General features: G+C 67.2%; 20 protein-coding genes and 1 riboswitch. Of the genes, 12 read left to right on the top strand and 8 right to left on the bottom strand.

From position 1 onward, the window contains the following. The gene (locus AC5P76_RS01845; RefSeq protein WP_253118630.1) at positions 1-3,549 is read right to left on the bottom strand and encodes a sensor histidine kinase; all 3,549 of its coding nucleotides are present in this window, start codon (positions 3,547-3,549) and stop codon (positions 1-3) included. Between the two features lie 164 nt (positions 3,550-3,713). On the opposite strand from AC5P76_RS01845, the gene AC5P76_RS01840 reads away from it, so the two are divergent. The 3 genes from AC5P76_RS01840 to AC5P76_RS01830 are packed head-to-tail and all read left to right on the top strand — an operon-like array spanning position 3,714 to position 5,503. Then, positions 3,714-4,358, top strand: coding sequence for a YceI family protein (locus tag AC5P76_RS01840; protein ID WP_065174806.1), 645 nt, complete (start codon positions 3,714-3,716; stop codon positions 4,356-4,358). Then, positions 4,355-4,927 carry a cytochrome b gene (locus tag AC5P76_RS01835; RefSeq protein WP_053519880.1) on the top strand — a complete coding sequence of 191 codons (573 nt, stop codon included), beginning with the start codon at positions 4,355-4,357 and terminating at the stop codon, positions 4,925-4,927. The genes AC5P76_RS01840 and AC5P76_RS01835 overlap by 4 nt, the downstream gene beginning before the upstream one ends. Before the next feature lie 3 nt (positions 4,928-4,930). After that, positions 4,931-5,503, top strand: coding sequence for a YceI family protein (locus tag AC5P76_RS01830; RefSeq protein WP_053519881.1), 573 nt, complete (start codon positions 4,931-4,933; stop codon positions 5,501-5,503). A gap of 69 nt (positions 5,504-5,572) precedes the next feature. Here the strand turns inward: AC5P76_RS01830 and AC5P76_RS01825 are convergent, their stop codons facing one another. Continuing rightward, entirely contained in the window at positions 5,573-5,758 is a 186-nt protein-coding gene (locus AC5P76_RS01825) for a thioredoxin domain-containing protein (protein WP_053519891.1), read from the bottom strand. 141 nt (positions 5,759-5,899) lie between these two features. On the opposite strand from AC5P76_RS01825, the gene AC5P76_RS01820 reads away from it, so the two are divergent. Together AC5P76_RS01820 and AC5P76_RS01815 are read left to right on the top strand one after the other, a co-directional pair. Beyond that, the gene (locus AC5P76_RS01820; protein ID WP_074899552.1) at positions 5,900-7,282 is read left to right on the top strand and encodes an L-serine ammonia-lyase; all 1,383 of its coding nucleotides are present in this window, start codon (positions 5,900-5,902) and stop codon (positions 7,280-7,282) included. 74 nt (positions 7,283-7,356) lie between these two features. After that, positions 7,357-8,352 (top strand): alpha/beta fold hydrolase, encoded by a 996-nt coding sequence (locus AC5P76_RS01815; RefSeq protein WP_065174805.1) that lies wholly within the window; start codon positions 7,357-7,359, stop codon positions 8,350-8,352. An 86-nt stretch (positions 8,353-8,438) separates the two neighbouring features. On the opposite strand, the gene AC5P76_RS01810 is transcribed toward AC5P76_RS01815, so the two are convergent. Genes AC5P76_RS01810 through metX form a run of 3 tightly spaced genes read right to left on the bottom strand, consistent with a single transcriptional unit; the run spans position 8,439 to position 11,766 of the window. Next, positions 8,439-9,506 (bottom strand): homoserine dehydrogenase family protein, encoded by a 1,068-nt coding sequence (locus AC5P76_RS01810; protein WP_197601062.1) that lies wholly within the window; start codon positions 9,504-9,506, stop codon positions 8,439-8,441. Further along, the gene (locus AC5P76_RS01805) at positions 9,503-10,738 is read right to left on the bottom strand and encodes an O-succinylhomoserine (thiol)-lyase (RefSeq protein ID WP_053519885.1); all 1,236 of its coding nucleotides are present in this window, start codon (positions 10,736-10,738) and stop codon (positions 9,503-9,505) included. Before AC5P76_RS01805 ends, AC5P76_RS01810 begins: the two co-directional genes overlap by 4 nt. After that, on the bottom strand, positions 10,735-11,766 hold the full coding sequence (gene metX / locus AC5P76_RS01800) for a homoserine O-succinyltransferase MetX (RefSeq protein ID WP_197571440.1): 1,032 nt from the start codon (positions 11,764-11,766) through the stop codon (positions 10,735-10,737). The genes AC5P76_RS01805 and metX overlap by 4 nt, the downstream gene beginning before the upstream one ends. A gap of 77 nt (positions 11,767-11,843) precedes the next feature. After that, positions 11,844-11,962, bottom strand: a riboswitch (SAM riboswitch). A gap of 135 nt (positions 11,963-12,097) precedes the next feature. Between metX and AC5P76_RS01795 the strand changes: the two genes are divergently transcribed. The 4 genes from AC5P76_RS01795 (at position 12,098) to AC5P76_RS01780 (ending at position 17,501) form a co-directional block, all read left to right on the top strand. Next, the gene (locus tag AC5P76_RS01795) at positions 12,098-12,982 is read left to right on the top strand and encodes a M23 family metallopeptidase (RefSeq protein ID WP_053519887.1); all 885 of its coding nucleotides are present in this window, start codon (positions 12,098-12,100) and stop codon (positions 12,980-12,982) included. 66 nt (positions 12,983-13,048) lie between these two features. Further along, complete coding sequence (locus AC5P76_RS01790) at positions 13,049-14,653, top strand: peptide chain release factor 3 (RefSeq protein ID WP_164151560.1); 1,605 nt, start codon at positions 13,049-13,051, stop codon at positions 14,651-14,653. A 150-nt stretch (positions 14,654-14,803) separates the two neighbouring features. Beyond that, positions 14,804-15,442, top strand: coding sequence for a PAQR family membrane homeostasis protein TrhA (trhA, locus tag AC5P76_RS01785; RefSeq protein ID WP_053519889.1), 639 nt, complete (start codon positions 14,804-14,806; stop codon positions 15,440-15,442). A gap of 85 nt (positions 15,443-15,527) precedes the next feature. Next, entirely contained in the window at positions 15,528-17,501 is a 1,974-nt protein-coding gene (locus AC5P76_RS01780) for an AsmA family protein (protein ID WP_065174801.1), read from the top strand. A gap of 310 nt (positions 17,502-17,811) precedes the next feature. On the opposite strand, the gene AC5P76_RS01775 is transcribed toward AC5P76_RS01780, so the two are convergent. The 3 genes from AC5P76_RS01775 to mtgA are packed head-to-tail and all read right to left on the bottom strand — an operon-like array spanning position 17,812 to position 20,017. Beyond that, a complete protein-coding gene (locus tag AC5P76_RS01775; protein WP_053520201.1) occupies positions 17,812-18,243 on the bottom strand; it encodes a CBS domain-containing protein in 432 nt (143 codons plus the stop codon). After that, positions 18,203-19,222 carry a glycosyltransferase family 2 protein gene (locus tag AC5P76_RS01770; protein ID WP_053520200.1) on the bottom strand — a complete coding sequence of 340 codons (1,020 nt, stop codon included), beginning with the start codon at positions 19,220-19,222 and terminating at the stop codon, positions 18,203-18,205. The genes AC5P76_RS01775 and AC5P76_RS01770 overlap by 41 nt, the downstream gene beginning before the upstream one ends. 45 nt (positions 19,223-19,267) lie before the next feature. Further along, complete coding sequence (mtgA, locus tag AC5P76_RS01765) at positions 19,268-20,017, bottom strand: monofunctional biosynthetic peptidoglycan transglycosylase (RefSeq protein ID WP_495222603.1); 750 nt, start codon at positions 20,015-20,017, stop codon at positions 19,268-19,270. Positions 20,018-20,094: 77 nt separating this feature from the next. On the opposite strand from mtgA, the gene hslO reads away from it, so the two are divergent. The 3 genes from hslO (at position 20,095) to AC5P76_RS01750 (ending at position 25,176) form a co-directional block, all read left to right on the top strand. Further along, a complete protein-coding gene (gene hslO, locus AC5P76_RS01760; RefSeq protein WP_180876610.1) occupies positions 20,095-20,988 on the top strand; it encodes an Hsp33 family molecular chaperone HslO in 894 nt (297 codons plus the stop codon). Positions 20,989-21,105: 117 nt separating this feature from the next. After that, the gene (locus AC5P76_RS01755) at positions 21,106-21,954 is read left to right on the top strand and encodes an XOO1806 family protein (RefSeq protein ID WP_128990771.1); all 849 of its coding nucleotides are present in this window, start codon (positions 21,106-21,108) and stop codon (positions 21,952-21,954) included. 384 nt (positions 21,955-22,338) lie between these two features. Then, on the top strand, positions 22,339-25,176 hold the full coding sequence (locus tag AC5P76_RS01750; RefSeq protein ID WP_253118629.1) for a TonB-dependent receptor: 2,838 nt from the start codon (positions 22,339-22,341) through the stop codon (positions 25,174-25,176). Positions 25,177-25,250 lie beyond the last annotated feature (74 nt).

Below are 25,250 nucleotides of genomic sequence, written 5' to 3'. Positions count from 1 at the left end.
TCAGCCCTCACCCTGGCGCTTGCTGCGAGCCTGCACGATGGCCGCCACCAGCATGTCGCCCGTGACCGGCTTGCGCAGGAAGCCGTCGAAACCGGCGGCCAGCACCTGCGCCTCCGCATAGGCATCGGACCGCGCGGTCACCGCCACCAGTGGCAGCTCATAGCCCATGGCGCGCAGCTGACGGGCGATCGCCGTTCCGTCCAGGGCCGGCAGATCCAGGTCGAGCAGACCGACATCGAACCCCTCGGTCGCGATCTCCGACAAGGCTCCCAGGCCGTGCAGCACGTGCACTACGTCGTGGCCACGACCGCGCAGCAGGCCGGCGATGACGTCCGCTACCGTGGCGTCATCTTCGACCAGCAGGATGCGCAGCGGCGGCAGCGGCGGTGGCGACGCCCTGTCGGAACCACTGTGGGCAGCCTGGCGGGTCCACGGCAGCGGCAGCTGCACGCGGAACCGTGCGCCCCTGCCCGGCTGGCTGTCGACATCGATGCGCCCACCCATCGCCACGGCCAGTTCCTGGCAGATCGCCAGGCCCAGCCCGCTGCCGCCATAGCGCGATGCTGTCCGCGGGCCATCGGCCTGCTCGAAGCGATGGAACAGACGCTGCTGCTGTTCGGCATTGATGCCGGGGCCGGTATCGAACACCTCGAAGCACACCCCGCCGCCATCCTCCTGCAGCCGCACGCCCAGGCCGACCTGGCCGCGCTCGGTGAACTTGATGGCATTGCCGAGCAGGTTCAGCAGGATCTGGCGGATGCGCATTTCATCGCCACTGACGCTGATCGGGCCGGGCAAGGCATCCTCGCGTACAAAATCGAGCTGGCGCTGCTGCGCCATCGGCCGCATCAGCATCTGCACCTGGTCCAACAGCGCGGCAAGATCGAACGGACGCAGGTCCAGCTCCAGCCGCCCGGCTTCGATCCGGGCCAGGTCCAGGGCATCGTTGACCAGACGCAGCAGATGGCTGCCCGCCTGCTGGATCGATCCGGCATAGCTGCGCTGTACCGGATCCAGTGATGTGGCCAGCAGCAGTTCGCTCATGCCCAGTACGCCGGTCATCGGCGTGCGCACCTCATGACCCAGCGTGGCCAGGAAGTGGCTCTTGGCCTGCGAGGCCTGCTCGGCGAGCTGCTGCTTGTGCACGGTCAGCTGCCACTGCTGGCGCCTTCTCAGACGGCTGCGGATCGCCCATGCCAGCACCAGCAGCAGCAACGAGCCCAGCAGCAGGTAGCCGAAGATCGCCATGCCGCTGCGCCACCAGGGCGGCAATACCTTCACCTGCAGTTGCTGCGACGGCGTCCACGGACCACTGTCGGTGGCCGCCTGCACTTCGATCACGTAGGCACCGGGCGCGAGGCGCGACAGCGTGCGCTGGCCATCGCCGCCCTGCTCCACCCAGTTCTGGTCATAGCCCTGCACCCGGAACCGATAGCGGTTGCCCTGCGGGTTGCCGTACGAGAGCAGCCGCGCGTCGATCTGCAGATCACGGTCATCCGGACCCAGCAGCAGCACCCCGGTGGTCGGCAGGGGTTGCCAGCCGCGCGCATCGTCGCGACGTACGCGCACCTGCGCGATCACCAGCGCGGAGGATGGCAGTGGGGTGTCGGCGGCATTGACGTCGAAACCGACCGCGCCGGTCTGGGTCACCGCGAGCACGCGGCCATCGGCGTTCACCGCAGGCGGTCGGCCGGTGAATTCGGCATCGGGCAGTCCGTCGCGCTCGGTGAACTGCCTCAGCCGCTTCGTTTTCGGATCCCAGCGCAGCAGACCGCGCGGCGTGGTGGCCCACAGGCGGCCATCGTCGGCCAAGGCCAGCCCACCCATGCTCAGAGGTGGCACGCCGGCGGCAGCATCGACGCGCTGCACCAGGCGCAGGCTCATGCCGTCCCACTGGTAGCGCTCGAAGGCGCCCTGGCGGGCGAGCCACAGCTGCTGCGGATCGATCCACACCAGGTCGTAGATCGATCCCCGCGAGACGCCAGGAACCGCCTCGAAGCGCTCACCCTGCTGGCGCCAGAGGCCCATGTCCCCCATCACCCAGGCCTGCCCGCGCGGATCGAATCGAATCTGCTCGATCGGCGCATCGCCCAGGCCGCGGAATCCCTCGACGGGGAAGCTGCGCAGCACCCGGCCATCGTCCAGACGCTGCTGCACGCCGACGTTCATCACCGACACCCAGGCGGTGCCATCCGGCGCCTGCCGCATCAGGTCGATGCGCTGGCGCAGGTCGGAGCCGCCGTCGATGCGCCACTCCCGGGTTGCGCGGGTGGCCGGGTCATAGACGGTGATGCGCCCGGCGCGGCCCAGCCAGAGGCGGCCGTCCGGCCGCGGCAATACCGACCAGACCGCGCCACTGCCCAGCTCGCGATCACTGGCAAGCAGACTCAGCACGCCCTGCGCATCGATCCGGTACACGCCGTGTGCCGAACTCACGTAGTAATTCCGGCCATCGGTGGCCGCGCTGAGCAGGTACTGGCTGTCCAGCGGTTTGCCGTCGAGCTGGTTCCAGGTGGAGAAGCGGCGCCAGTCCGGCGGCAGATAGGCCAACCCCTGGCTCAGCAGGGCCACCCAGACCCCGCCTTCGTGGTCCTGCAGCAGATCGAGCACGCCGCTGTGGGCGGTCAGGAAGCCGCTGCCGCGATCGCCCTCCAGGCGCCACAGTGTCTGCGCATCACCGCGCAGCAGCCCATCTGAGGTACCTGCCCAGTAGCCTCCCTGCCGATCCGCCAGCACCAGTGCCGAGCGAAAGCGATCACTGCCGGACCAGCGTGGACGGCTGACGCGGTCCTGGGCATCGATGCGGAACAGGCCTTCGTTCTGGCTGCCGACCCAGATCGATCCATCGGGGTCGCGGCTGAGACGCAGCACGCTGACCCTGCCCAGCTCGCGCGGCGCGATGGCCTCGAAGCCGTTGCCGTTCCAGCGGGCGACACCGGCCTCGGTACCGACCCACAGGCGGCCCTGCGCGTCCACCAGGCTGCTGAAGATGGTGTTGCTGGGCAAGCCGTCGGGGCGCTGCGGATCATGCTGGAAGAAGCGCAGGCTGCCATCCTCGCCGAAGCGGCACACGCCATGGCCGCTGGTGCCGATCCACAGCGCATCGCCCGCGTAGGCCAGTGTCCAGAACTGGCTCTGGCATTCATTGTTCACCGCGGCGAAGCTGGAGAAACGCTCGCGATCCGCGTCCAGCCGGGCGATGCCCTTGCCGTTGATGCCGACCCACACCCGGTCCAGCGGATCCACCAGCAGGGTCTCGATCTCGTTGCCCGGCAGCGAACCCGGCCGCTCCGGTTCATGCTGCCAGACCCGCAGCGTCGTGCCGTCATAGCGGGCCAGCCCACCATCGGTGGCCGCCCAGATGTACCCCTGGCGGTCCTCGGCCAGGGCCACGACCATGCGCGACGGCAAGCCCTCGGCGGCGCCGAAGCGGCGCAGTCGTGGTGTCTCCCCAGCCATGTCCAGAGTCGCGGCCACCGTGGCGCTTGCCAACAGCAGCAGACCCGTTACTGCGATGCCTCGGCACCACAGACGCCAGCCACTCGTCATCCTGAACCCCCGATCCAGCCGCGATTGTCACACAGCCCAGGCTTCACGACTGCAACAGCCCGTTTCCAGTGGCACCGCCACCACGAACTGTTGCAGCCATGCACGCAGCGTTGTCAGGGGGCTGTGCGTATGATCGCAGCGTCCCCTCCCGGAGCCCGCCATCGATGCGACCCCGCCTGCTCCTGCTGCCGTTGCTGCTCGCCGCTGCGCCCGCCTGGGCACAGCTCGATACCTACCGGCTGGATCCGGTGCACACGCGGGTGCTGTTCATGATCGATCATGCCGGCTACTCGCAGGCCATGGGGACGGTATCGGGCAGTGAGGGCCACCTTCAGTTCGATCCCGACAACTGGCGCGAGGCAACCCTGCAGGTCGATGTGCCGGTCGCCCGGCTGGATCTGGGAGATGCCAAATGGAACCAGGCCACGCTGGCCCGCAGCCTGCTTGATGGCGAGCGGTTTCCCAGCGCCCGGTTCGTATCGTCGCGGGTCGAACCGATCGATGCCAACCACGCCCGTGTGTTCGGCACGCTGACCCTGCGCGGGGTCAGCCAGGAGGTCGCGCTGGATGTGACCCTCAATGCCATCAAACGCTATCCGTTGCCGCCGTTCCGCCGCACCGCCGGTTTTTCCGCCAGCACCACGTTGAGCCGCCGCGCGTTCGGCATCACCGCCTGGCCCGGGGTGATCGGCGACGCAGTACAGGTACGGATCGAGGCCGAGGCCTTCCTCGACCGCAGCGACAGGCCGGGAACTCCTGCCCCGGTTCCCCACTCCGACAGCAAGACGGCCCCCAAGGACCCCGCATGACCGCCAAGAACTCCCCTGCCGCCTGGGGCAGTGTCAGCCAGACCCTGCACTGGTTGATCGCACTACTGATCCTCGCCCTTGGCGTGGTCGGCCTGACCATGGGCGAACTGCCCAGGACGCCCAAATACTTCTGGGTCTACACCGCGCACAAGTCGATCGGCATCACCGTGCTGGCCCTGGTGCTGCTGCGCCTGGTCTGGCGCCTCTACGCCGGTGCGCCCAAGCCGGTGCCGGGTGTGCCCAGCTGGCAGGAGCGCATCGCCAGCGCTACCCACGTGCTGCTGTACGTGCTGATGTTCGCCATTCCGCTTTCGGGCTGGCTGTACGACTCTGCCAGCGGGCTGCGGCCCTTCCGCTGGTTCGGCCTGGTCGATGTGCCCAAGCTCAGCGGACCGGATCCGCAGGTCGTCGCCGTGTCGCATGCGATCCATGAGTACGGCTTCTGGCTGCTGATCGCTGTGGTGCTGGCCCATGCCGGCGCTGCCCTTTACCACCACCTGTTCCAGCGCGACGCGACGTTGAGCCGCATGCTGCCGCGTGGCTGGCTTGCCTCTCCCCAGAAGGACTGACCGATGAATCTGAAACTGACCACCCCGGCGGCCGTGGCCGCTGCCCTGGCCGGCATGCTGGCCACTGCCCCGGCGTTGGCCGCGGACTATGCACAGGCTCCCGGCGCGGGCTCGATCCTGGTATTTGCCAGCAAGTACGACGGCGAAGTGTTCACCGGCAGCTTCCCGGGCTTCGCCACCAAGCTCAGCTTCGATCCCGCCAATCCGGCGGCCGGCTCACTCGACGTCGTGATTCCGCTGGCCGGCGCCAGGAGCGGCAACAGCGATCGTGACTCGACGCTGCAGAGCGCGGACTTCTTCAATGTCGGCAAGTTCGCCACCGCGCGTTACACCGCGAAGGGCTTCCGCGCCATCGGCAATGACCAGTTCGCCGCCGATGGCACGCTCGAGCTGCGTGGTGTCAGCAAGCCGGTGACGCTCACCTTCACCTGGAAGCCGGGCACGCAGCCGGTGCTGACCGGCAAGGCCACCGTCAAGCGCCTGGACTTCAGCGTCGGCGCCGGCGATTGGGCCGACACCAAGACCATCCCCGACGAAACCGCGATCAGCACGATCGTGAAGTTCGACGCGAAGTAAGCCACGGGCCATGCCCGGCTCCACCTTGGAACGGTGATACAGGGTGGCGCCGGGCCATGCCCGGCGGCTTCACCCCGCAGCCAGCCAGGCCCGCACCCGCGCCGCATCGAAGGGCCAGTCCAGTTCGCGGCCGCCCGCCTCGTCGCGCAGCACCGGTACCCGCGCGCCGTAGTGCGCCTCCAGCGCTGGATGGTCATCCAGGAACACCGATTCGAACTCGGGCGCGCGTGCCTTGGCCAGTTCGGCCAGGGCCATATCGCACAGGTGGCAGTCGTCACGCTGGAACAGGGTCAACACCGGCTTGCCTCGCTTGGCGGAAATGCTGCGCCGCAGCCATCGGAGGGCCCGGCAAGCCGCTAGAATAGCCGCTTGTCCGGTACCCGCAGTTTGGCATCCATGGCTGTCAGCACGTTCGACGTCTTCAAGATCGGCATTGGCCCGAGCTCTTCCCACACCGTCGGACCGATGAAGGCCGCCGAGCGGTTCATCCATCGCTGGCTGCTCGACCCCGGCCGCCTGCACGAGGTCGCACGCATCCGCGCCGACGTCTACGGTTCGCTGGCGCTGACCGGTCGCGGCCATGGCACCGACAAGGCGATCCTGCTTGGCCTGGAAGGCCAGCGCCCCAACCTGATCGATCCGGACATCATTCCGTCCACGCTGGAGCGCATCCGCAGCAGCAAGCGCATCCAGCTGATGGGCCAGCATGAGATCGCCTTCGACGAGAAGCGCGACCTCGGCATGAACAAGCGGCAGAAGCTGCCGTACCACACCAACGGCATGCGCTTCACCGCGTACAACGCCGACGATGAAGTGATCGCCACGCGCGACTATTACTCCGTTGGCGGTGGCTTCGTGGTCAACCAGGATGACGCGGCCGATGACCGCATCGTGCCCGACGAAACCCCGCTGCCCTATCCGTTCAAGAGCGGCGACGAGCTGCTCGCGCAGACCGCGCGCAGCGGCCTGAGCATCGCGCAGCTGATGTTCGAGAACGAGAAGTGCTGGCGCAGCGAGGACGAGATCCGCGCCCAGCTGCGCGAGATCTGGAGCGCGATGCAGTCGTGCGTGACGCGCGGCATCCGCGAGGAAGGCGTGCTGCCGGGCGGCCTGAAGGTCGGCCGTCGCGCGCCGGCGCTGTACCGCGAGCTGTCGTCGAAGCCGGAAGCGGCGATGCGCGATCCGCTGACCACGCTGGACTGGGTCAATCTGTACGCGCTGGCCGTGAACGAGGAAAACGCCGCCGGTGGCCGCGTGGTGACCGCGCCGACCAACGGTGCGGCCGGCGTGCTGCCCGCGGTGCTGCATTACTTCGACCGGTTCTGCCCGGGCGCGAACGAGCAGCGCGTGTTCGACTTCCTGCTGACCTCGGCGGCGATCGGCATCCTCTACAAGGAGAATGCTTCGATTTCCGGTGCCGAAGTAGGCTGCCAGGGCGAAGTGGGCGTGGCCTGCTCGATGGCGGCCGGCGGCCTGGTTGCGGCGCTGGGTGGCAATCCAAGCCAGATCGAGAATGCTGCGGAAATCGGCATGGAACACAACCTCGGCCTGACCTGCGACCCGATCGGTGGGCTGGTGCAGATTCCCTGCATCGAGCGCAACGCGATGGGCGCGGTGAAGGCTATCAATGCCTCGCGCATGGCGATGCGCGGCGATGGCAAGCACAAGGTGTCGCTGGACAAGGTCATCAAGACCATGCGCGACACCGGCCGCGACATGCAGGACAAGTACAAGGAAACCAGCCGCGGCGGCCTCGCGGTGAATGTCATCGAGTGCTGATGACGGGCATCTGCCGGACGACACCGTCACCGCGTTCCGGTTAGGCTCGGGCATCCCCTGTCACGGATTGTCCCATGCGCGTGATCGCCGCCGCACTGCTGGCCTGCCTGCCCCTCACCGCCGCTGCCGCTCCCGCCTATGGGCCGCGGCTGGAGGGCTTCGATTACGGCCATCCGGTACAGACCTTCACCCTGGAATCGCAGCAGCAACCGCTGCAGATGGCCTATCTGGACATCGCGCCGACGACCGCGCCGATCGGCGTGGTGGTGCTCCTGCATGGCAAGAATTTCTGCGCGGCGACCTGGAAGGAAACCATCCCTCCCCTGCTCGCCGCCGGTTACCGAGTGATCGCACCTGACCAGGTCGGCTTCTGCAAATCCAGCAAGCCCGAGCGCTACCAATATTCATTCGGCCAGCTCGCCGCCAACACCCATGCACTGCTGCAGCAGCTGCAGCTCGGCGGCCTGCCCGTGCACCTGGTCGGCCATTCGATGGGGGGCATGCTGGCGGTGCGCTATGCGCTGACCTATCCCCAGGACCTGCGCAGCCTGTCGCTGGTCAATCCGATCGGCCTGGAGGACTGGAAGGCGCTGGGCGTGCCGTGGCGGAGCGTCGATGCCTGGTATGCCGGCGAGCTGAAAACCAGTTACGAGAGCATCCGCCGCTACCAGCTGGACGTGTACTACGACGGCACCTGGAAGCCTGCCTATGAAACCTGGGCACGCATGCAAGCGGGCATGTACGAGGGCGACGGCAGGCAGGCAGTGGCCTGGAGCCAGGCGCTTGCCTCGGACATGGTGTTCAACCAGCCGGTGGTGTACGAGCTGAAGAATCTGAAGGTGCCGACCGCGCTGTTCATCGGCCAGAAGGACCGCACCGCGATCGGTCGTGACCTGGCGCCGGCGGAAGTGAAGGCACGGCTGGGCAACTATCCGGCGCTGGGCAAATCGGCCGCTGCGGCGATTGCCGGCGCGACGCTGGTCGAATTCGCCGAACTGGGCCATTCGCCGCAGGTACAGGACCCCAGGCAGTTCAATGCCGCGCTGCTGAAGGTGTTGAAAGGGCGCTGAAACTGCGGATCCGCCGGGCATGGCCCGGCGAGCGCAGCGGTGCGGATAACACCGGGCCATGCCCGGCGGGCGCAGCGGGACGCTGCTCATCCCACGATGCGCAGCACGTCATCCAGCAATGCGGCAGCAGTGACTTCCGCGCCCGCTCCCGGTCCCTGGATCAGCAACGGCTGGGTGCGATAGCGGTCGCTGTGGATCGCGACGCGGTTGTCGGTGCCCGCCCCCTGCGCCAGTGGATGATCGGCCGGCAGTTCACGCAGCCCCACCTGTGCGCCGTCAGCGTCGACCCGGCCGACGAAGCGCAGAACACGGCCGCTGTCCGTCGCCTGCTGCCAGCGCGCCTGCAGCGGTGCGTCCAGCTGCTCCAGTTCGGCCAATGCGTCGTCCAGCGGCAGCGCAGCCAACGCCGAAGGCACCAGTGAATCCACGTGCACCTGTGCGGCATCCAGCGCCAGTCCGCTGCTGCGCGCCAGAATCAGCAGCTTGCGCCGCACATCCTCGCCGGACAGATCCAGGCGCGGATCCGGTTCGGTGTAACCCGCGGCCAGCGCCTCGCGCACTGCAGCCGAGAACGGCGAACGGCCGTCATAGCGATGGAACAACCAGGCCAGGGAACCGGACAACACCCCCTCGATCGCGTGGATGTGATCCCCCCCGGCCACCAGCGCGCGCAGGCTGCTCAACAGCGGCAGTCCCGCCCCCACGGTGGCACTGTCGCCGTACCGGGCGCCGCTGTCGGCGCAGCTCTCGGCGATGGCCTTCGCGCGTGACAGCTGCCCGCCCCGGCCCAGCTTGTTGGCCGTCACTACATGCACCCCGCGCGCCAGCCACTGCGCATGGCGGGCGGCCACGTCTTCGCTGGCGGTGGCATCAACCACCACATCGCCACGCTCCAGCCCTTCGGCACCGGCCCACGGTGGCACGCTCTGGCCGCCACGCGGTGCGCGCCGCGCCAGTTCGAGCGGCAGGGCCAGATCGCGGTCAATGGCCAGCGCAGTACGCGAGTTGGCCAGCCACTGCACGCTGGGCAGTTCCAGGCCGCGCGCCTGCAGGGCCTGGTAGCGCTGCACGAACGCAGAGCCCACCGTCCCGGTGCCCAGCAGTGCCAGGCGACCGCCGCCCAGCGCCGGAATCTCGGCAGCCAGCGCGCTCATGCGTCCACCACCTGTTTGCGACGTGCGGCAGCGTCGATCACCGCTTCGGCGCGGGCCAGCGCCGCACCCAGATCGGCCAGCAGGTCGCGCTCGGCCTCGATGCCGACCGACAGGCGCAGCAGCCCTTCGCTGATGCCAGCGGCAGCACGCGCCTCAACGCTCATCGCTGCGTGGGTCATGGTCGCCGGATGCGCGACCAGGCTTTCCACGCCGCCCAGCGATTCGGCCAGGGTGAAGCAGCGCAGTCCATCGACAAACGCGCGCACGGCAGCGTGCGGATCCTCGCCGGCGCAGTCGGCCAGCTCGAAGGACAGCATCGCGCCGAAGCCGCTCTGCTGGCGTGCGGCGATGGCATGACCGGGATGGTCGGCCAGGCCGGGGTAATACACCCGGGCCACGGCGGGGTGCGCGTCCAGCAGCGCGACGATCGAGGCCGTGTTCTCCTGGTGCACACGCAGGCGTGCATCCAGCGTGCGCAGGCCGCGCAGGGTCAGGAAAGCATCGAAGGGAGAGCCGGTCAGCCCGAGTGCGTTGCCCCACCACACCAGCTGTTCGTGCAGCGCGGGATCACGTGCGATCACCGCACCGCCGACAACATCGCTGTGGCCGTTGATGTACTTGGTGGTCGAATGCAGCACCAGATCGGCACCGAAAGAGAGCGGCTGCTGCAGCGCCGGCGACAGGAACGTATTGTCGACCGCCACCAGCGCCCCGGCCTTGTGCGCCGCCTCGATGACGAAGCGCAGGTCGGTGATGCGCAGCAGTGGGTTGGACGGGGTTTCCACCAGCACCAGCCGTGGCTGGGTGGCCAGGGCCTGCGCCAGCGTGCGCGGGTCGGTGAGGTCGGCGGTGACCAGTTCGAAATGCCCCTTCTTCGCCAGCGCGTTGAACAGGCGCCAGCTGCCGCCGTAGGCATCGTGCGGTACCACCAGCGTGTCGCCCGGCTGCAGCAGGGCATTCAGCACCAGGTTGATGGCGCCCATGCCGGTAGCGGTGACCACGCCACCGGCTCCGCCTTCCAGTTCGGCCAGTGCTTCGCCCAGCAGGTCGCGCGTCGGGTTGCCACTGCGCGTGTAGTCGTACTGGCGCTTGTTGCCGAAGCCTTCGAAGCTGAAGTTCGACGACAGCACGATCGGTGGAGTGACCGCGCCATGGGCGGTGTCACGATCGATGCCGGCGCGGACGGCGGCAGTGGTGCGACAACAGGACGGCTCGGCGGCGTGCAGGCTCATGCGGTCTCTCCAGAAGTGCGGAAGGCGGTAGCGAGGATCGCGTCGATGCGATCGGTTTCTTTGAGGAAGGCGTCGTGGCCGTATGGGGAGCGCAGCACGCGCAGGCTGCCGCGCGGACCCAGCCCCTCGACCAGACCGACCAGGTCGGCCAACGGCACCAGCCGATCGCCTTCCACGGCCACCACCACGGTTGGCGGCAGGATGGCGGTGGGATCCACGCGGTGCAGGTCGATCGATTCGGACAGGCGCAGGTAGGCGGTCACCGGGGTGCGCGCGACGTACTGCGCGCCCGCCGCGTCGAGGTAGTCCTCGGCGGCCACACGGACGCGGCCGTTGACCACCTCGGGCGGAGCGTCGAAGCGCTCGCCGAACTCTTCCGGCGTGCGGTAGCTGAGCATCGCGAACTGCCTGGCCAGTGCCAGGCCATGGTCTTCACCGCATTGCAGCTGTCCCAGGGCGACCGCCCGGCGCTGCAACGCACGCCACGCCGCGGCATAGGGGTGCGGACGGTGCGCACCACTGGCCAGCACCAGCTGGCGCACGCGGGCGCGATGGCGGACAGCGAACTGCTGCCCGACCAGGGCGCCATAGGAGTAGCCGACAAAGGCCTTCAGTGTGCGGATGCCCAGGTGATCCAGCAGCAGGGCCAGCGCGTCGGCCTGGTCGGCCGTGTCGATCGGCACGTCCAGCGCGCCATCCGCACCGATGAAGTCGAACGCCAGAACGCGCAGCTGCTGCGGATCGAGCGTGCGGCCACTGCCGACCAGTTCCTCGGCCCAGCCCTTCTCGGCGAACTGCGCGTTGGACGCCACATGGCGATGGGCGGAGATGCCGCCAGCCAGTACCACCACCGGTGCATCGACCGGTCCCACCCATTCGTAGCGAACGCGTACCGGGCACGCGCCGGCGTGGCGCATCGACAGCACCGCGGCGAACTCGCCGCGCTCGGCGTGCACGCGGTCTTCGACCGGCACGCTGACGGGGACAAAGGGTTCGGGGCGAAGCGTGGTGCTGGGGGCGAAGCTCATGGCGGGATCCGTTAGGGGAATCGGCCATCGAGCCTTCGCGGGGCTCGCGTTCGAGATGCACCTGCGGTGCATGGTTCGAACCATCTTCCGGTGGACGCCACGGTCCCCGCAGGATTTGGCACCTACGCCGGCACTTGCGCGCCTGCGGGCTGCCCCGGCTTCAAAGGGCCTGTCCCTCTGCCGGTCTCGATGGTGGAGCCAAGATGCCATCGCTTTCCGCCCATGTCAATCCCTTCATGCGGATAAAGCGATGAATGCCCGGAGCGATCGCTGCGGCCCACCTTTCGCGGATCAGGTACAGTCGCGGCGGTCCCCCTGTCCGGAACGCCCGATGCCGCGCCTGCCCTTGTCCTGCCTGCTGCTGCCGCTGCTGGTCAGCACCACCGCCGGAGCTGCCGACTGGCGGCAGGGCTGGGGCCTGGTGCCCTCACCGGCCCCCGCCCCCGGCACGCAGGGCATCGGCCAGGCGGTCCCCATGGCGCAGCTGCGGCTGCAGCAGGTGGGCGAATACTGGCAGGCCCGGATCGACAACACCCTGGCCGGCCCGTTACAGGTTGAACTGCGCGCTGGACCCGGGCGCCCCATCGAGGGCCTGCCGGTACGGTCGCTGGTGCAGGGCGACAGCAGCTTCGTGGTCGGTCACCTGCCCTCGCCCGTGGGCGGCAGCACGCTCGACGTACGCCTGCAGTCGGTACCGGGCCGTCCCGACGCCCGCGCCGAAGACGTGGCCTACCGCCTGCCGTTCGACGCCGCACGCCTGCGCGTGGACCAGGCGCCGCAGGGCCGGTTCAGCCACGATGACGAGGAGAACCGCGACGCCGTGGACTTCGCCCTGCCCGAGGCGACGCTGGTGCTGGCCGCGCGCGAGGGAACGGTGATGCAGATCCAGGACGGCTTCCGCGGCAACGGCCAGGACCGCGAGCGCGACGGCGGCAGGGCGAATTTCATCCGTGTCCTGCACAGCGACGGCAGCATGGCGCTGTACGGCCATCTGCAGGCAGGCGGCATGCGCGTGCGTCGTGGCCAGGCCGTGCAGGCCGGACAGCCGATCGGCCTGTCCGGCAACAGCGGCTACAGCAGCGCCCCGCACCTGCATTTCGTGGTGCAGGTCAACCGCGGCATGGCGCTGCGCTCGGTACCCGTGCGCATCTTCGCCTCCCAGGGACAGCTGCAGTTCGCCCGCCAGGGTGATGCCGAGGGCGCGGCCGGGCGCTGACCGGCCACGGCCGGTATAATCAGGCGCTTATCTCTTTGAAAAGCGCCCCGGGCGGGCGCCACTGCCATGTCCGAAGTCGCCACCGAAGCGTCGCGTCGCCGCACCTTCGCCATCATCTCCCATCCTGACGCCGGCAAGACCACGCTGACCGAAAAGCTGCTGCTGTTCGGAGGCGCGATCCAGATGGCCGGTTCGGTCAAGGGCCGCAAGGCGGCCCGCCATGCCACCTCCGACTGGATGGCGCTGGAGAAGGAACGCGGCATCTCCGTCACCTCCTCGGTGATGCAGTTCCCGTACGAAGGCAAGATCGTCAACCTGCTCGACACCCCCGGCCACGCCGACTTCGGCGAGGACACCTACCGCGTGCTGACCGCGGTGGACTCGGCACTGATGGTGATCGACGTGGCCAAGGGCGTGGAAGAGCGCACCATCAAGCTGATGGAAGTGTGCCGCCTGCGCGACACCCCGATCATGACCTTCATCAACAAGCTGGACCGCGAGGGCAAGGATCCGATCGAACTGCTGGATGAAGTGGAAACCGTGCTGGGCATCCAGTGCGCGCCCGTCACCTGGCCGATCGGCATGGGCCAGCGCCTGAAGGGCGTGGTCCACCTGCTGACCGGCGAGGTGCACCTGTACGAACCGGGTCGCAACTTCACCCGCCAGGATTCGACCATCTTCCCGTCGATCGACGCTCCCGGCCTGGCCGAGAAGATCGGCGCACAGATGCTGGCCGACCTGCGCGATGAACTGGAGCTGGTGCAGGGCGCCAGCCATCCGTTCGACCTGCAGGCCTATCGCGAGGGCAAGCAGACGCCGGTGTTCTTTGGTTCGGGCGTGAACAACTTCGGCGTGCAGCCCCTGCTGGACTTCTTCGTCGAGCACGCGCCATCGCCGCAGGCACGCGCCACCACCGGCCGCGAGATCGCCCCGGAAGAGAGCAAGCTGACCGGCTTCGTGTTCAAGATCCAGGCCAACATGGACCCGCAGCACCGCGACCGCGTCGCCTTCATGCGGGTGTGCTCGGGCCGCTTCAGCGCGGGCATGAAGACCTTCCACGTGCGCACCGGCAAGGAGATGAAGCTGGCCAACGCCCTGACCTTCATGGCCAGCGACCGTGAAATCGCCGCCGAGGCCTGGCCGGGCGATGTGATCGGCATCCACAACCACGGCACCATTTCCATCGGCGATACCTTCACCGAAGGCGAGGCCGTCACCTTCACCGGCATCCCCAACTTCGCCCCGGAGCTGTTCCGCCGTGCGCGCCTGCGCGATCCGCTCAAGCTCAAGCAGCTGCAGAAGGGCCTGGCCCAGCTCTCCGAAGAGGGCGCGACCCAGTTCTTCCGGCCGCTGACCAGCAACGATCTGATCCTGGGTGCGGTGGGCGTGCTGCAGTTCGACGTGGCCGCTTACCGCCTGAAGGACGAGTACGGCGTGGAAGCCACCTTCGAGCCGGTCAGCGTCACCACGGCGCGCTGGATCCACTGCAGCAACGAGAAGAAGCTGGAAGAGTTCCGCGAGAAGAACGCACTGAACCTGGCGCTGGACGCCGCCGGCCATCTGGTCTATCTCGCGCCGACCCGGGTCAACCTGCAGCTGGCACAGGAGCGCGCGCCCGACGTGCGCTTTGCCGCCACCCGCGAGGCCGCGCACACCGTGTCGGTGGCCTGAGCCTGGGGTCGGATCCCTTTCCGCAGGAAAGGGCTCTGACCCCAGCATCCAGGGATTCATCGACCATACGGTAACCGGCGTGCATGCGCCCGCCATCGCGGCGATGATAGGGGGGCGCGGGTCCCCCTCCCCGCGAATGATGCCTACGCCATGTCCTCGACTTCCGTTGCTTCGATCCGCGAAGAAATCGCCAGTGCGCTGACCCACGGTCTCGGCGCCGTACTGGCGCTCGGTGCGGGTGCCGTGCTGATCACCCTGGCCGCCATCTACGGCGATGGTTGGCAACTGGCAGGTGCGATCGTGTTCGGCATCGCGCTGCTGCTGCTGTACACCGCCTCCACCCTCTACCACGCCATCCAGCATCCGGTTGCCAAGGGCAGGCTGAAGGTCTTCGACCACTGCGCGATCTATGTACTGATCGCCGGTACCTATACGCCGTTCACGCTGATCGGCCTGCGCGGCCCCTGGGGCTGGGGCCTGTTCGCCGCGATCTGGACGCTGGCCCTGGCCGGCGTGGTGTTCAAGCTGTTCTATACCGGCCGCTTCAAGCGCCTGTCCACCGCCATCTACGTGGCCATGGGCTGGCTGGTGATCGTCGCGGTCAAGCCCATGCTGGCCTCCATCGATGGCTGGACGCTGGGCTGGCTGCTGGCCGGAGGTATCTCCTACACGCTGGGAACCTACTTCTATCACCGCGAATCGATCCCCTATTCGCATGCGATCTGGCACCTGTTCGTGATCGGCGGCAGTGTCTGCCACTTCGTCGCGGTGACCATGCAGGTGCTGTAGATATCCGTGCCACACGCGTTCATGTGCACACCGCGCACATGAACGCTTCGCGCTGCGTCCACCCGCGCAGGGCAACCATGGCAGCGTGAATGCGACTGCCTCCCCTGCTCCGCCGCGTCCGTCGCGCTGGCGCTTCCGCCGCCCTGGCCCGCGAGGCCAGCGCTGGCTGGCGGTGCTGGTGTTCCTGCTGGCGGCCATCCTGGTATTGATCGCGCTCTGGGACTGGAACTGGTTCAAGGGGCCGGTCGAGCGGGCGGTACAGGCGCGGACCGGCCGCGTGCTGCAGATCGGCCACCTGGATGTCGACCTCGGCCGTACCAGCACGATCCGCGCCGACACCGTCACGTTCGCCAATGCGTCATGGGCGAAGCAGCCGAACATGGCCAGTGCCGACCGGGTCGAAATCGACCTGCGGGTGTGGCCCCTGCTGCGGGGCAGCGTGCAGCTCCCCGAGATCCGCCTGACCCGTCCCGACGTGCTGCTGGAAACCGCCCCACGCAAGGGCGAGCCGGGCAACTGGGATTTCCTGGGTGACAGCCGCGGCGGCGCCACGCCCCAGCTCAAGCGGCTGCGTATCGATGACGGCCGCCTGCAGTTCATCGACGCGGCGGGTCGCACCGACATCCATGTCAATGTGCGTAGTGGCCGGCCCAGGCAGGCGGATGCCGCGCCGCCCCTGCTGGTGCAGGGCAAGGGTCGTTGGCAGGGCAATCCTTTCACCCTTCGCGGCGGCACCGAATCTCCGCTGGAACTGACCGACAGCGATCATCCCTTCCGCATCCATCTTGATGGGCGTGCAGGTGCCACCCATGCCGTCGCCCGTGGCACCCTGACCAATCCCTTCCAGCTGCAGGTGCTCGACCTCGCTTTCGCGCTCAGTGGCCAGGATCTGGCCGACCTGTATCCCCTGCTGGGCATCGCCATTCCGCCTTCGCCGCCCTATGCCCTGGAGGGGCGCCTGAAGCGCGACCATAACGTGTGGCGCTACGAGCAGTTCACCGGCAAGGTCGGCGACAGCGATCTCGGCGGCAATGTGAAGTTCGAAACAGGTGGTGCGCGCCCGCGCCTGACGGCCACGCTGGAGTCCCGCCGGCTGGACTTCGACGACCTGGCCGGCTTTGTCGGCGCCCCGCCCAGAACCGGTGGCGGCGAGACCGCCAACGCCGAGCAGAAGGCCGAGGCCGCACGTGTGGCCGCGAGTAGCAGGGTGCTGCCTGACACGCCGTACAACCTGGGCAAGCTGCGCGCGATGGATGCCGATGTGCGCTGGAAGGCACATCGCATCAACGCACCATCGCTGCCGCTTGACGATATGGATGCGCATCTGCTGCTGGACGATGGCGTGCTGCGGCTGGACCCGCTGAACTTCGGTGTGGCCGGTGGTGACATCCGCAGCACGATCCGCATGGATGCGCGGCAGCCGCAGATCGCCACCGCGCTCAAGGCCAGCGTGCGCGGCGTGCAGCTGGGACAACTGTTCCCGGATGCGAAGCTGGCCGAGCAGGCCAAGGGCGGCATCGGTGGCGAAATCGACCTCAGCGGCCGCGGCAACTCGATCGCCGCCATGCTGGGCAGCAGCAATGGCGATGTGGGCCTGGCAATGGGACGTGGCCACGTCGGCAATCTGGTGATGGAACTGGCCGGGCTGGACATCACCGAGGCAGTCAAGTTCCTGGTGACCGGCGACAAGCAGATTCCGCTGCGCTGCGCCTTTGCCGACTTCGGCGTACGCGAGGGATTGATGACCAGCCGCACGTTCGCCGTCGATACCACCGACACGCTGATTCTCGGCGAAGGCACCGTCAGCCTGCGCGATGAGTCGCTGGACCTGCTGCTGAAGCCACGGCCGAAGGACCGCAGCATCCTCGTGCTGCGCTCGCCGCTGCACATCGCCGGAACGTTCAAGGATCCTTCGTTCCGCCCGGACTTCAAGGCGCTCGGCGTCCGCGGTGCGGTCGCCCTGGCACTGGGAAGCATCGCGCCACCGGCCGCGCTACTGGCCACGATCGAACTGGGCCCCGGCAAGGACGCCGACTGCGGCGGCCAGTACGCGAAGTAGGCACGTTTGTTCGCGGCGGCTGTATGGATCGCGAATTGAGAGGCACGCGCGGAACCACAAGGTGTTGCCAACCAAGGCTGGCCGCTACCCACCGCGTTCCCAGCAATGTATCCAGAAGCGGAGAGCATGGCCGTGCAGGACCGTTGGCGCCATGGATGGCGCCATCGAGCCCCCATGGATGGGTTTACGGCGTGTCCTGCACGGCCATGCCCTCCGCCTTCCCGCGCATCAGCAAGGCGCCGCTTTGGCTTTGGCTTTGGCTTTGGCTCCGAACAGCGGGCCGGCGGGCCGCAGGCCCGCCAGCGAAAACTCATCCCGCCACGATGTACTGCTGCAGCTGGTCCAGCTCGCGGCGCTGTGCATCGATCACCGACTTCACCAGATCGCCGATGGAAATCACGCCCAGCACCTGTCCCCCCTCCACCACCGGCAGATGGCGGATACGGTAATCGGTGACCAGCTGCAGGCAATGTTCGACCTGTTCGCCGGGCGCCACCGTCACCACCTTCGCAGTCATGATCTCGGCTACCGCCGTATCGCGTGAGGAACGATCGCGCAGGACGATCTTGCGGGCGTAATCACGTTCGGACAGGATGCCGACCAGTCGCGGCCCTTCCATCACCAGCACCGCACCGATGCCCTTTTCGGCCATCAGCCGGATCGCATCGATCACCGCCGCGCCGGGCGCGACCGCATGCACTTCAGGGGACTTGCCGTCCAACAGTTGCCGTACCGACGTCATCTGCCTGCCCTCCCAGGGTGGGTTGCACGACGGAGTCTGCCACGGACGATGCTAGCCAGGCGTCAACCAGGTACAGGGGACGCTGCTTGGACTCCTCATACAGGCGCCCCAGGTACTCGCCGATCAGGCCCAGCGCGATCAGCTGCACGCCGCCCAGGAACAGGATCACCGCCATCATCGTCGGCCAGCCCGCCACGCGGTCGCCGTACATCGCGGCCTTCACGATCACCCAGACACCGAACACGAAGGCCACCGCCGCAGTGGCCAGGCCCAGATAGGTGGCCGCGCGCAGCGGCACGGTGGAGAAACCGGTGATGCCTTCCAGTGCGAAGTTCCACAGCCGCCACAGGCTGAACTTGCTGCTGCCGGCCACCCGCGGGTGGCGCTGGTACGGCACCGCCACCCGGCGGAAGCCAACCCAGCTGAAAAGCCCCTTCATGAAACGGTGACGCTCGCGCATTTCACGCAACGCGCTCAGCGCGCGTGGCGACAGCAGGCGGAAGTCCCCGGTATCGGCGGGAATCGGCGTGCGCGACAGGCGGCCGATCACCCGGTAGAACATCGCCGCGGTCGCACGCTTGACCCAGCTCTCGCCCGCGCGCGCCCGGCGCGTGCCATAGACGTTGTCATAGCCCTCGCGCCACCGCGCCACGAACTGCGGCAGCAGTTCCGGTGGATCCTGGCCGTCGGCATCGAGAATCATCGCCGCACCCTCGCGGACGAGATCCAGCCCGGCGGTCAGCGCGGCCTCCTTGCCGAAATTGCGCGACAGCTTCAGCGCCGACACGCGTGGCTCGGACTGCGCCAGCGTGGCGATCACCTCCCAGGTTCCGTCCTGGCTGCCGTCGTCCACGTAAAGGATGTGGCCATCGATGTCCGGCATCGCATCCAGTACCGCGCACAGGCGCGGGTGCAGTACCGGCAGCGCCAGAGCTTCGTTGCAGGCGGCAATGACGACGGTGAGGCGTTCACGGATCATGCCCGGATTGTACGTCGCCAGTGCGGAGCGGCGCAGACGCCCGCCTCAGTCCTCGGCCAGGTACGCAGCGCCGCCCAGCTGCCGGGCCTGGCGCTGGATCCACGCGGCGCGACGCTGTACGTAGGGACCGGGCGAGGCCGCGCTGTAGCGCCGCGGTGCCGGCAACACGGCCGCCAACCGTGCGCTCTCGGCCGGGCGGAGGCGCGCGGCGTCCTTGCCCCAGAAGGTCTTCGCCGCCGCCTGCGCACCGTACACGCCGTCACCGAACTCGGCGATGTTCGCGTACATCTCCAGGATCCGCTGCTTGGGCCACAACGTTTCGATCAGCACCGTGTACCAGACCTCCAGGCCCTTGCGGATCCAGCTGCGGCCCTGCCAGAGGAACAGGTTCTTGGCCACCTGCTGGCTGATGGTGCTGGCCCCGCGCAGCCGGCCGCCCCGCGCGTTGTGGTCACGCGCCTTCTCGATGGCCTGCAGATCGAACCCACTGTGTTCGGGGAAACGCTGGTCCTCGGCCGCCACCAGCGAAATCGGCAGGCTCGGCGCCATCTGGTCCAGATCCCGCCACTGGTAGTGCAGCCGGTAGGCCCAGTCGCCCGCACCCAGCGCCTCCCCGTAGCGCCACAGCATCACGCTGGAAATGGGCGGATCCACGAAGCGCAGCACCAGCACCTGCAGGCAGCTGAAGGCCACGAACAGCACCGGCAGCCACAGCAGCCGCTTCCAGTGCCAACGCCGGCGGCGCGGAACGTCCCCGGCCACCTTCACCTTGTCCTGCTCTCCCCCTGCCCCCATTAGTGGTGCATCCTTCTTCTGCCTGGCTGTCGGCGCATTATCCGGCAACCACCCCTGTTTCCGCGCGATGTGAGCCGATGACCGCCCAACCTGATTCCCTGATCCGCTTCCTGCTTCCCGACGCGGGTGTCCGCGGCGTACACGTGCGCCTGCAGGCCACCTGGCAGGAAATCCTGTCCCATGCCCATTACCCGGATGCCGCAGCCGAGCTGCTCGGCGAAGCCTGCGTGGCCTCGGCGCTGTTCACCGGCCACACCAAGGTCGACGGCCGCCTGTCCATCCAGCTGCGCAGCAGCACCACGCTGCGCACGCTGTTCGCCGAATGCACCGCCGCCGGCACCCTGCGCGGCATCGCCCAGCTCAGCGAGGGCGCCGACGCGCCGCGCGACCTGTCCAGCCTGGGCGATGACGCCCTCCTCGCCATCACCATCGAGAACCCCGGGCTGGACCCGCGCGAACCGCAGCGCTACCAGAGCCTGGTCGGGCTCAGCGCCGCGGAACTGGACGAGGCCTTCGAGGACTACTTCCGGCAGTCCGAGCAGTTGCCGACGCGACTGCTGCTGGCCGCCGACCGCACGGGGGCCAGCGGCCTTCTGCTGCAGAAACTACCCGGCGACGAGGGCGACGAAGATGGCTGGTCACGCGCCAGTGCCCTGTTCGAGACCCTGGGCAGGGCCGAACTGCTCGCTACTCCCGCCGAGCAGCTGCTGCACCGCTTGTTCCATGAGGAGAACCCGGAGCTGATGGGCAGCAAGCCACTGTCCTTTGCCTGCTCCTGCTCGCGCGAGCGGGTCGCCTCGATGTTGCAGTCGCTGGGCGAGGAAGAGGCGCGGGCGGCGGCCGAAGCCACCGGCGAGGTCGAAGTCCGCTGCGAATTCTGCGGACGGGAGTATCACTTCCCGTTGACGGAGTTCGGCATACTGTTCCACGGTGCCGAGGGGGCTGTTCCGGCACCTGAACGCCTTCAGTAAGCGGCGGGTCTTGCACCTGGGGAGGATCAAGGCTTGTTAAGAAATCATAAACACCCTAGGATCGAGTCCCCGCCCCTGCGGGAACTTCCGTTGTCTGTCCCTGTCTGAACTGGTCCGATGCGTACCTATCTGCGTCTACCGCTGGCCCTGCTGATCGCCCTTGGCGCGGTCGCGGGCGCGCATGCGCAGAGCAAGGACACCCGCACGGTGCTGCCGGTGTGGAACAAGGGCAGCGGCAAGGTCGAAGCCCTGCTCTACCTGGAACCCACCGGTGAGCAGGCCGCTGGCGCCCGCTGGCATTTCGGCCGCAATTCGCTGGATGCGGCCTTTGGCCTGTCGTCGGGCGACTCGCTGGGCCTGCTCTGCAGCAACAGCAGCAGTACCAGCATCAGCGGTCTGGCCAGCCACTGCATGCTGGCCAGCCTGGGCGACGACGATGACCTCAGCAGCCGCCGCTTCACCGGCACGGCTGCCCTGAACCGGGGCAGCAGCCGCCTGGGCATCACCGCCGGTACCGGTCGCGAAACACTGCCCGCCTGGCTGGCCGGCCCGAACAAGACGCCGTCCCTGCGTGCCGAGCAGAACGACCTGACCGTGTTCGCGCAGAAAAACATCGGCCGCGAAGGATTCGTGTCCATCGCCGGCACCTACGCCAAGGCACGCCTGGTTCCGCTGGCCGATGCCTCGCCGGCCCTGGTCGATCGCTGGGACAGCAAGAGCCTCAGCCTCGGCGCCGGTTACGGCAACTTCACCGGCAGCATCATCGGCCGCGTGGTCGACGTACCCGGCCGCCCTGGCAAGTGGGAAGGTCTGGGCATCGGCCTGACCTGGCGGACGCCGTGGTCCGGCCAGCTCACCGTCGGCGCCGAGAACGTGATCAGCCGCGGCAAGAACCCATTCTCTCCACGCAACGAGAGCAACGACGACGGCACCGTGCCGTATGTGCGTTACGAGCAGGATCTCTGACCGCTCGTACCTCCCTCATGCAGTGACATCGCGGGCGCCGGAAGGCGCCCGTTGCGTTTGCGTGTGCCGCACTCCCTCTGCGCCCCTCCGGCGCTGTCGCAATGTGTGCGTTTCTCGCCGCCGCGACATGTTTCGATACATATCAATGGAAACTTTTTTCATCATTTTTTTTTAACAAACGAGGCACCATGCCACAAACCCTACTGCAAGCCGTTGAAAAGTATTGACATTCCATGAATTTACACAAATCACAGCTTTGATTAACACAGCTTTAATTCTTTGCAGGCGCCCGCTACTATCGGCTCAGCCTCGCGATTTGGAAGCGCACTTTCGCTTCCCCGCCGGGCATAACCCCAGCCAAGATTTCTTGGAGAGAGAGAGCCAATGAAACTCAAGTCCAGCCAGCTGCGCGATGCAGTTGTGATCGCGCTTGTTGCCGGTGCCACCACGGCGACGGCACAGGCCCAGGATGCCACCAACCTCGATCGCATCGAGGTCACCGGTTCGCGCATCCGCCAGGTCGACACCGAAACTGCACAGCCGGTGATGACCATCAGCCGTGACCAGATCGAGAAGCAGGGCTTCAAGTCGGTCGCCGACATCCTGCAGAACATCCCGACCGCCGGTTCGCCCGCCATCAGCCGCACCTCGCCGCTGAGCTCGGGTGAAGCCGTCGGCGGCTACTACATCGACCTGCGCAACCTCGGTGCGAACCGCACCCTGATCCTGATCGACGGCCGCCGCCTCGGCATCACCAACGATGGCCTGCAGGACGTGGCATCGATCCCGTCGGCGATGGTCGAGCGCATCGAAGTCCTGAAGGACGGTGCTTCCACCATCTACGGTTCGGACGCGATCGCCGGCGTGGTGAACATCATCACCCGCAAGGATTTCGAAGGCGCGGAAGCCAACGTGTACATCGGCCAGTGGGACCAGGGCGATGGCAAGCGCGAGAACTACGACTTCATCATGGGCTTCCGTGGTGAGCGTGGTTCACTGACCGCCGGTGTTGAATACACCAATGAAGATCCGGTGTGGGCAAAGGACCGTTGGTTCTCGCGTGACCGCTTCCCGACCGGCGAGAAGAGCGCCCCGCGTCCGGGCGGCCTGTCCGGCACCTCGCAGTGGGGCCGCTTCGTCTACAACGGCCAGCTCTATACCCTGCGCCGTGATGTCCCGGGCCTGGATCCGTCCGACTTCGCAAGCTACCGCCTTGTCAACCCGTCCATCGACGTCTCCAATCCCGCGTTGGCCTCGACCGTGTACAGCGGCATCAAGCGCAAGTCGGCCTTCCTGAACGGCCGCTTCGATTTCACCGACAACGTGCGCTTCGACACCAGCGTCATGTACACCGACCGTGAGTCGTTCGCGCAGAACGCCGGCTATCCGTTCTTCAGCGAGGACTACCCGCTGGCCGGCCCGTTGTCGGCGGACAGCATCTACAACCCGGTAGGCGAAGACGTCGATTATGTCCGTCGCGGTTGGGAAGTACCCCGCGAAGTGCACAACAGCCTGACCACCACCCGCTTCACCGGCGTGTTCAGCGGTTCGTTCCAGACCGGCGAGCGCTACTGGGACTGGGAAGCCGGCTATCTGTACAACCAGAACAAGGGCACCCAGGTCAGCACCGGCAACCTGAACACCTACGCGGTTGGTCAGGCTACAGGTCCGTCCTTCATCAACGCCAACGGCCAGGCACAGTGCGGCACCCCGGATTCCCCGATCCCGCTGGGTAGCGGCCCCGGGGCCTGCACCCCGTGGAACCCGCTTATTCCGAACGGCTACAACTCGCCGAACAGCCTTGCCGATCCCGACGTGCAGGCCTATCTGTATCAGCCGGGCCAAGCGCTGTCGCGCACCACGACCAAGAACTACTTCGCCAATATCGCCGGCACCATCGCAACCCTGCCGGCGGGTGATCTGGGCGTGGCGATCGGCGTGGAGCGTCGTGAAGAAAGCGGTTCGTTCTCGCCGGACGCGCTGGCCCAGACCGGCATCTCGACCGATCTGGCCGCAGGCCCGACGCAGGGTGGTTACAACCTCAACGAAATCTACGCAGAACTGCAGATCCCGATCCTGGCCGACCTGCCGGGCGCGAAGGAACTGACCCTGACCGCCGCCACCCGTTACTCGGATTACGACACCTTCGGCGACACGCTGAACAGCAAGTTCGGCCTGAAGTGGAAGCCGGTGGACTCGATCCTGATCCGCGGCACTTGGTCGGAAGGCTTCCGCGCCCCGACCGTGGCCGACCTGTACGGCGGTATCTCGCAGACGTTCCCGAGCTACACGGATCCATGTGACACCAGCTTCGGCCCAGCCGCAGGCAACGCGCGCTGCCTGGCCGACGTGCCGGCCGGCTTCCGCCAGCCGAACACCTCCAGCAGTGGCCCGGCACAGGGTCCTGGTGAGGCCAGCGACACCCCGTTCATCACCGGTTCGACGCCGGGCCTGACGCCGGAAACCTCTACGTCCAAGACCATCGGCGTGGTGTGGAGCCCGGCATTCCTGAGCGGCTTCAACGCCTCGCTGGACTGGTGGAACATCCGCATCGAAAACACCATCGTTGCCGACACGCCGACCGACCTGCTGAACGACTGCTACCTGCGTGGCATCGAATCCCGCTGCACCGGCTTCACGCGTAACGCCAACGGCAACATCACCGATCTGGAGTTCGCACTGCGCAATGCCGGCTATGTCGAGACCGAAGGCTTCGACTTTGACGTGAACTACCGCTTCGAGACCGGTTTCGGCAACTTCACCACGTCGTGGCAGAACACCTACGTCACGAAGAACGAGATCAAGCAGGACAACACCGACAATCCGCCGACCCAGCAGAACGGCTTCGAAGGCAACTTCCGTATCCGTTCAAACCTGACCATCAACTGGCAGCTGGAGAACCTGTCGGTCTCCTGGACCGCGCGTTATTACTCGGGCACCAAGGAAGATTGCTACTTCGACGACCGCTGCACCCTGCCGGACTTCAGTGCACCGGATACGCAGGGCCAGATCACGCCGAAGAACGAGCTGGGCTCCAACACTTTCCACGACCTGCAGGTGTCCTACAATCTGCCGTGGAATGCGACCGTGGCCGTCGGTGCCAACAACGTGTTCGATCACTGGGCGGCTCCGGCCTACGCCCAGCCGAACTCGGGCTACTCGTACTACGGTGGTTACGACATCGGTCGCTTCGTATACATGAAGTACCAGCAGAAGTTCTGATCGGTTGATCGATCGATGACTGCAGCAACGGCCCCGCAAGGGGCCGTTGTTCTTTCTGCACTGCCGGCGCGTAC

It is taken from the genome of Stenotrophomonas sp. YJH_SMC_36 (genome assembly GCF_059369935.1).
Note: the sequence above shows the minus strand (reverse complement) of the source record. Positions and strands in the feature narration are given on the sequence as shown.

What these genes read in the sequence shown, in the direction of transcription:
- AC5P76_RS01845 (WP_253118630.1), bottom strand. Translation starts at nt 3,549, where the DNA reads ATGACGAGTGGCTGGCGTCTGTGGTGCCGAGGCATCGCAGTAACGGGT.
- AC5P76_RS01840 (WP_065174806.1), top strand. Translation starts at nt 3,714, where the DNA reads ATGCGACCCCGCCTGCTCCTGCTGCCGTTGCTGCTCGCCGCTGCGCCC.
- AC5P76_RS01835 (WP_053519880.1), top strand. Translation starts at nt 4,355, where the DNA reads ATGACCGCCAAGAACTCCCCTGCCGCCTGGGGCAGTGTCAGCCAGACC.
- AC5P76_RS01830 (WP_053519881.1), top strand. Translation starts at nt 4,931, where the DNA reads ATGAATCTGAAACTGACCACCCCGGCGGCCGTGGCCGCTGCCCTGGCC.
- AC5P76_RS01825 (WP_053519891.1), bottom strand. Translation starts at nt 5,758, where the DNA reads ATGGCCCTGGCCGAACTGGCCAAGGCACGCGCGCCCGAGTTCGAATCG.
- AC5P76_RS01820 (WP_074899552.1), top strand. Translation starts at nt 5,900, where the DNA reads ATGGCTGTCAGCACGTTCGACGTCTTCAAGATCGGCATTGGCCCGAGC.
- AC5P76_RS01815 (WP_065174805.1), top strand. Translation starts at nt 7,357, where the DNA reads ATGCGCGTGATCGCCGCCGCACTGCTGGCCTGCCTGCCCCTCACCGCC.
- AC5P76_RS01810 (WP_197601062.1), bottom strand. Translation starts at nt 9,506, where the DNA reads ATGAGCGCGCTGGCTGCCGAGATTCCGGCGCTGGGCGGCGGTCGCCTG.
- AC5P76_RS01805 (WP_053519885.1), bottom strand. Translation starts at nt 10,738, where the DNA reads ATGAGCCTGCACGCCGCCGAGCCGTCCTGTTGTCGCACCACTGCCGCC.
- metX (WP_197571440.1), bottom strand. Translation starts at nt 11,766, where the DNA reads ATGAGCTTCGCCCCCAGCACCACGCTTCGCCCCGAACCCTTTGTCCCC.
- AC5P76_RS01795 (WP_053519887.1), top strand. Translation starts at nt 12,098, where the DNA reads ATGCCGCGCCTGCCCTTGTCCTGCCTGCTGCTGCCGCTGCTGGTCAGC.
- AC5P76_RS01790 (WP_164151560.1), top strand. Translation starts at nt 13,049, where the DNA reads ATGTCCGAAGTCGCCACCGAAGCGTCGCGTCGCCGCACCTTCGCCATC.
- trhA (WP_053519889.1), top strand. Translation starts at nt 14,804, where the DNA reads ATGTCCTCGACTTCCGTTGCTTCGATCCGCGAAGAAATCGCCAGTGCG.
- AC5P76_RS01775 (WP_053520201.1), bottom strand. Translation starts at nt 18,243, where the DNA reads ATGACGTCGGTACGGCAACTGTTGGACGGCAAGTCCCCTGAAGTGCAT.
- AC5P76_RS01770 (WP_053520200.1), bottom strand. Translation starts at nt 19,222, where the DNA reads ATGATCCGTGAACGCCTCACCGTCGTCATTGCCGCCTGCAACGAAGCT.
- mtgA (WP_495222603.1), bottom strand. Translation starts at nt 20,017, where the DNA reads ATGGGGGCAGGGGGAGAGCAGGACAAGGTGAAGGTGGCCGGGGACGTT.
- hslO (WP_180876610.1), top strand. Translation starts at nt 20,095, where the DNA reads ATGACCGCCCAACCTGATTCCCTGATCCGCTTCCTGCTTCCCGACGCG.
- AC5P76_RS01755 (WP_128990771.1), top strand. Translation starts at nt 21,106, where the DNA reads ATGCGTACCTATCTGCGTCTACCGCTGGCCCTGCTGATCGCCCTTGGC.
- AC5P76_RS01750 (WP_253118629.1), top strand. Translation starts at nt 22,339, where the DNA reads ATGAAACTCAAGTCCAGCCAGCTGCGCGATGCAGTTGTGATCGCGCTT.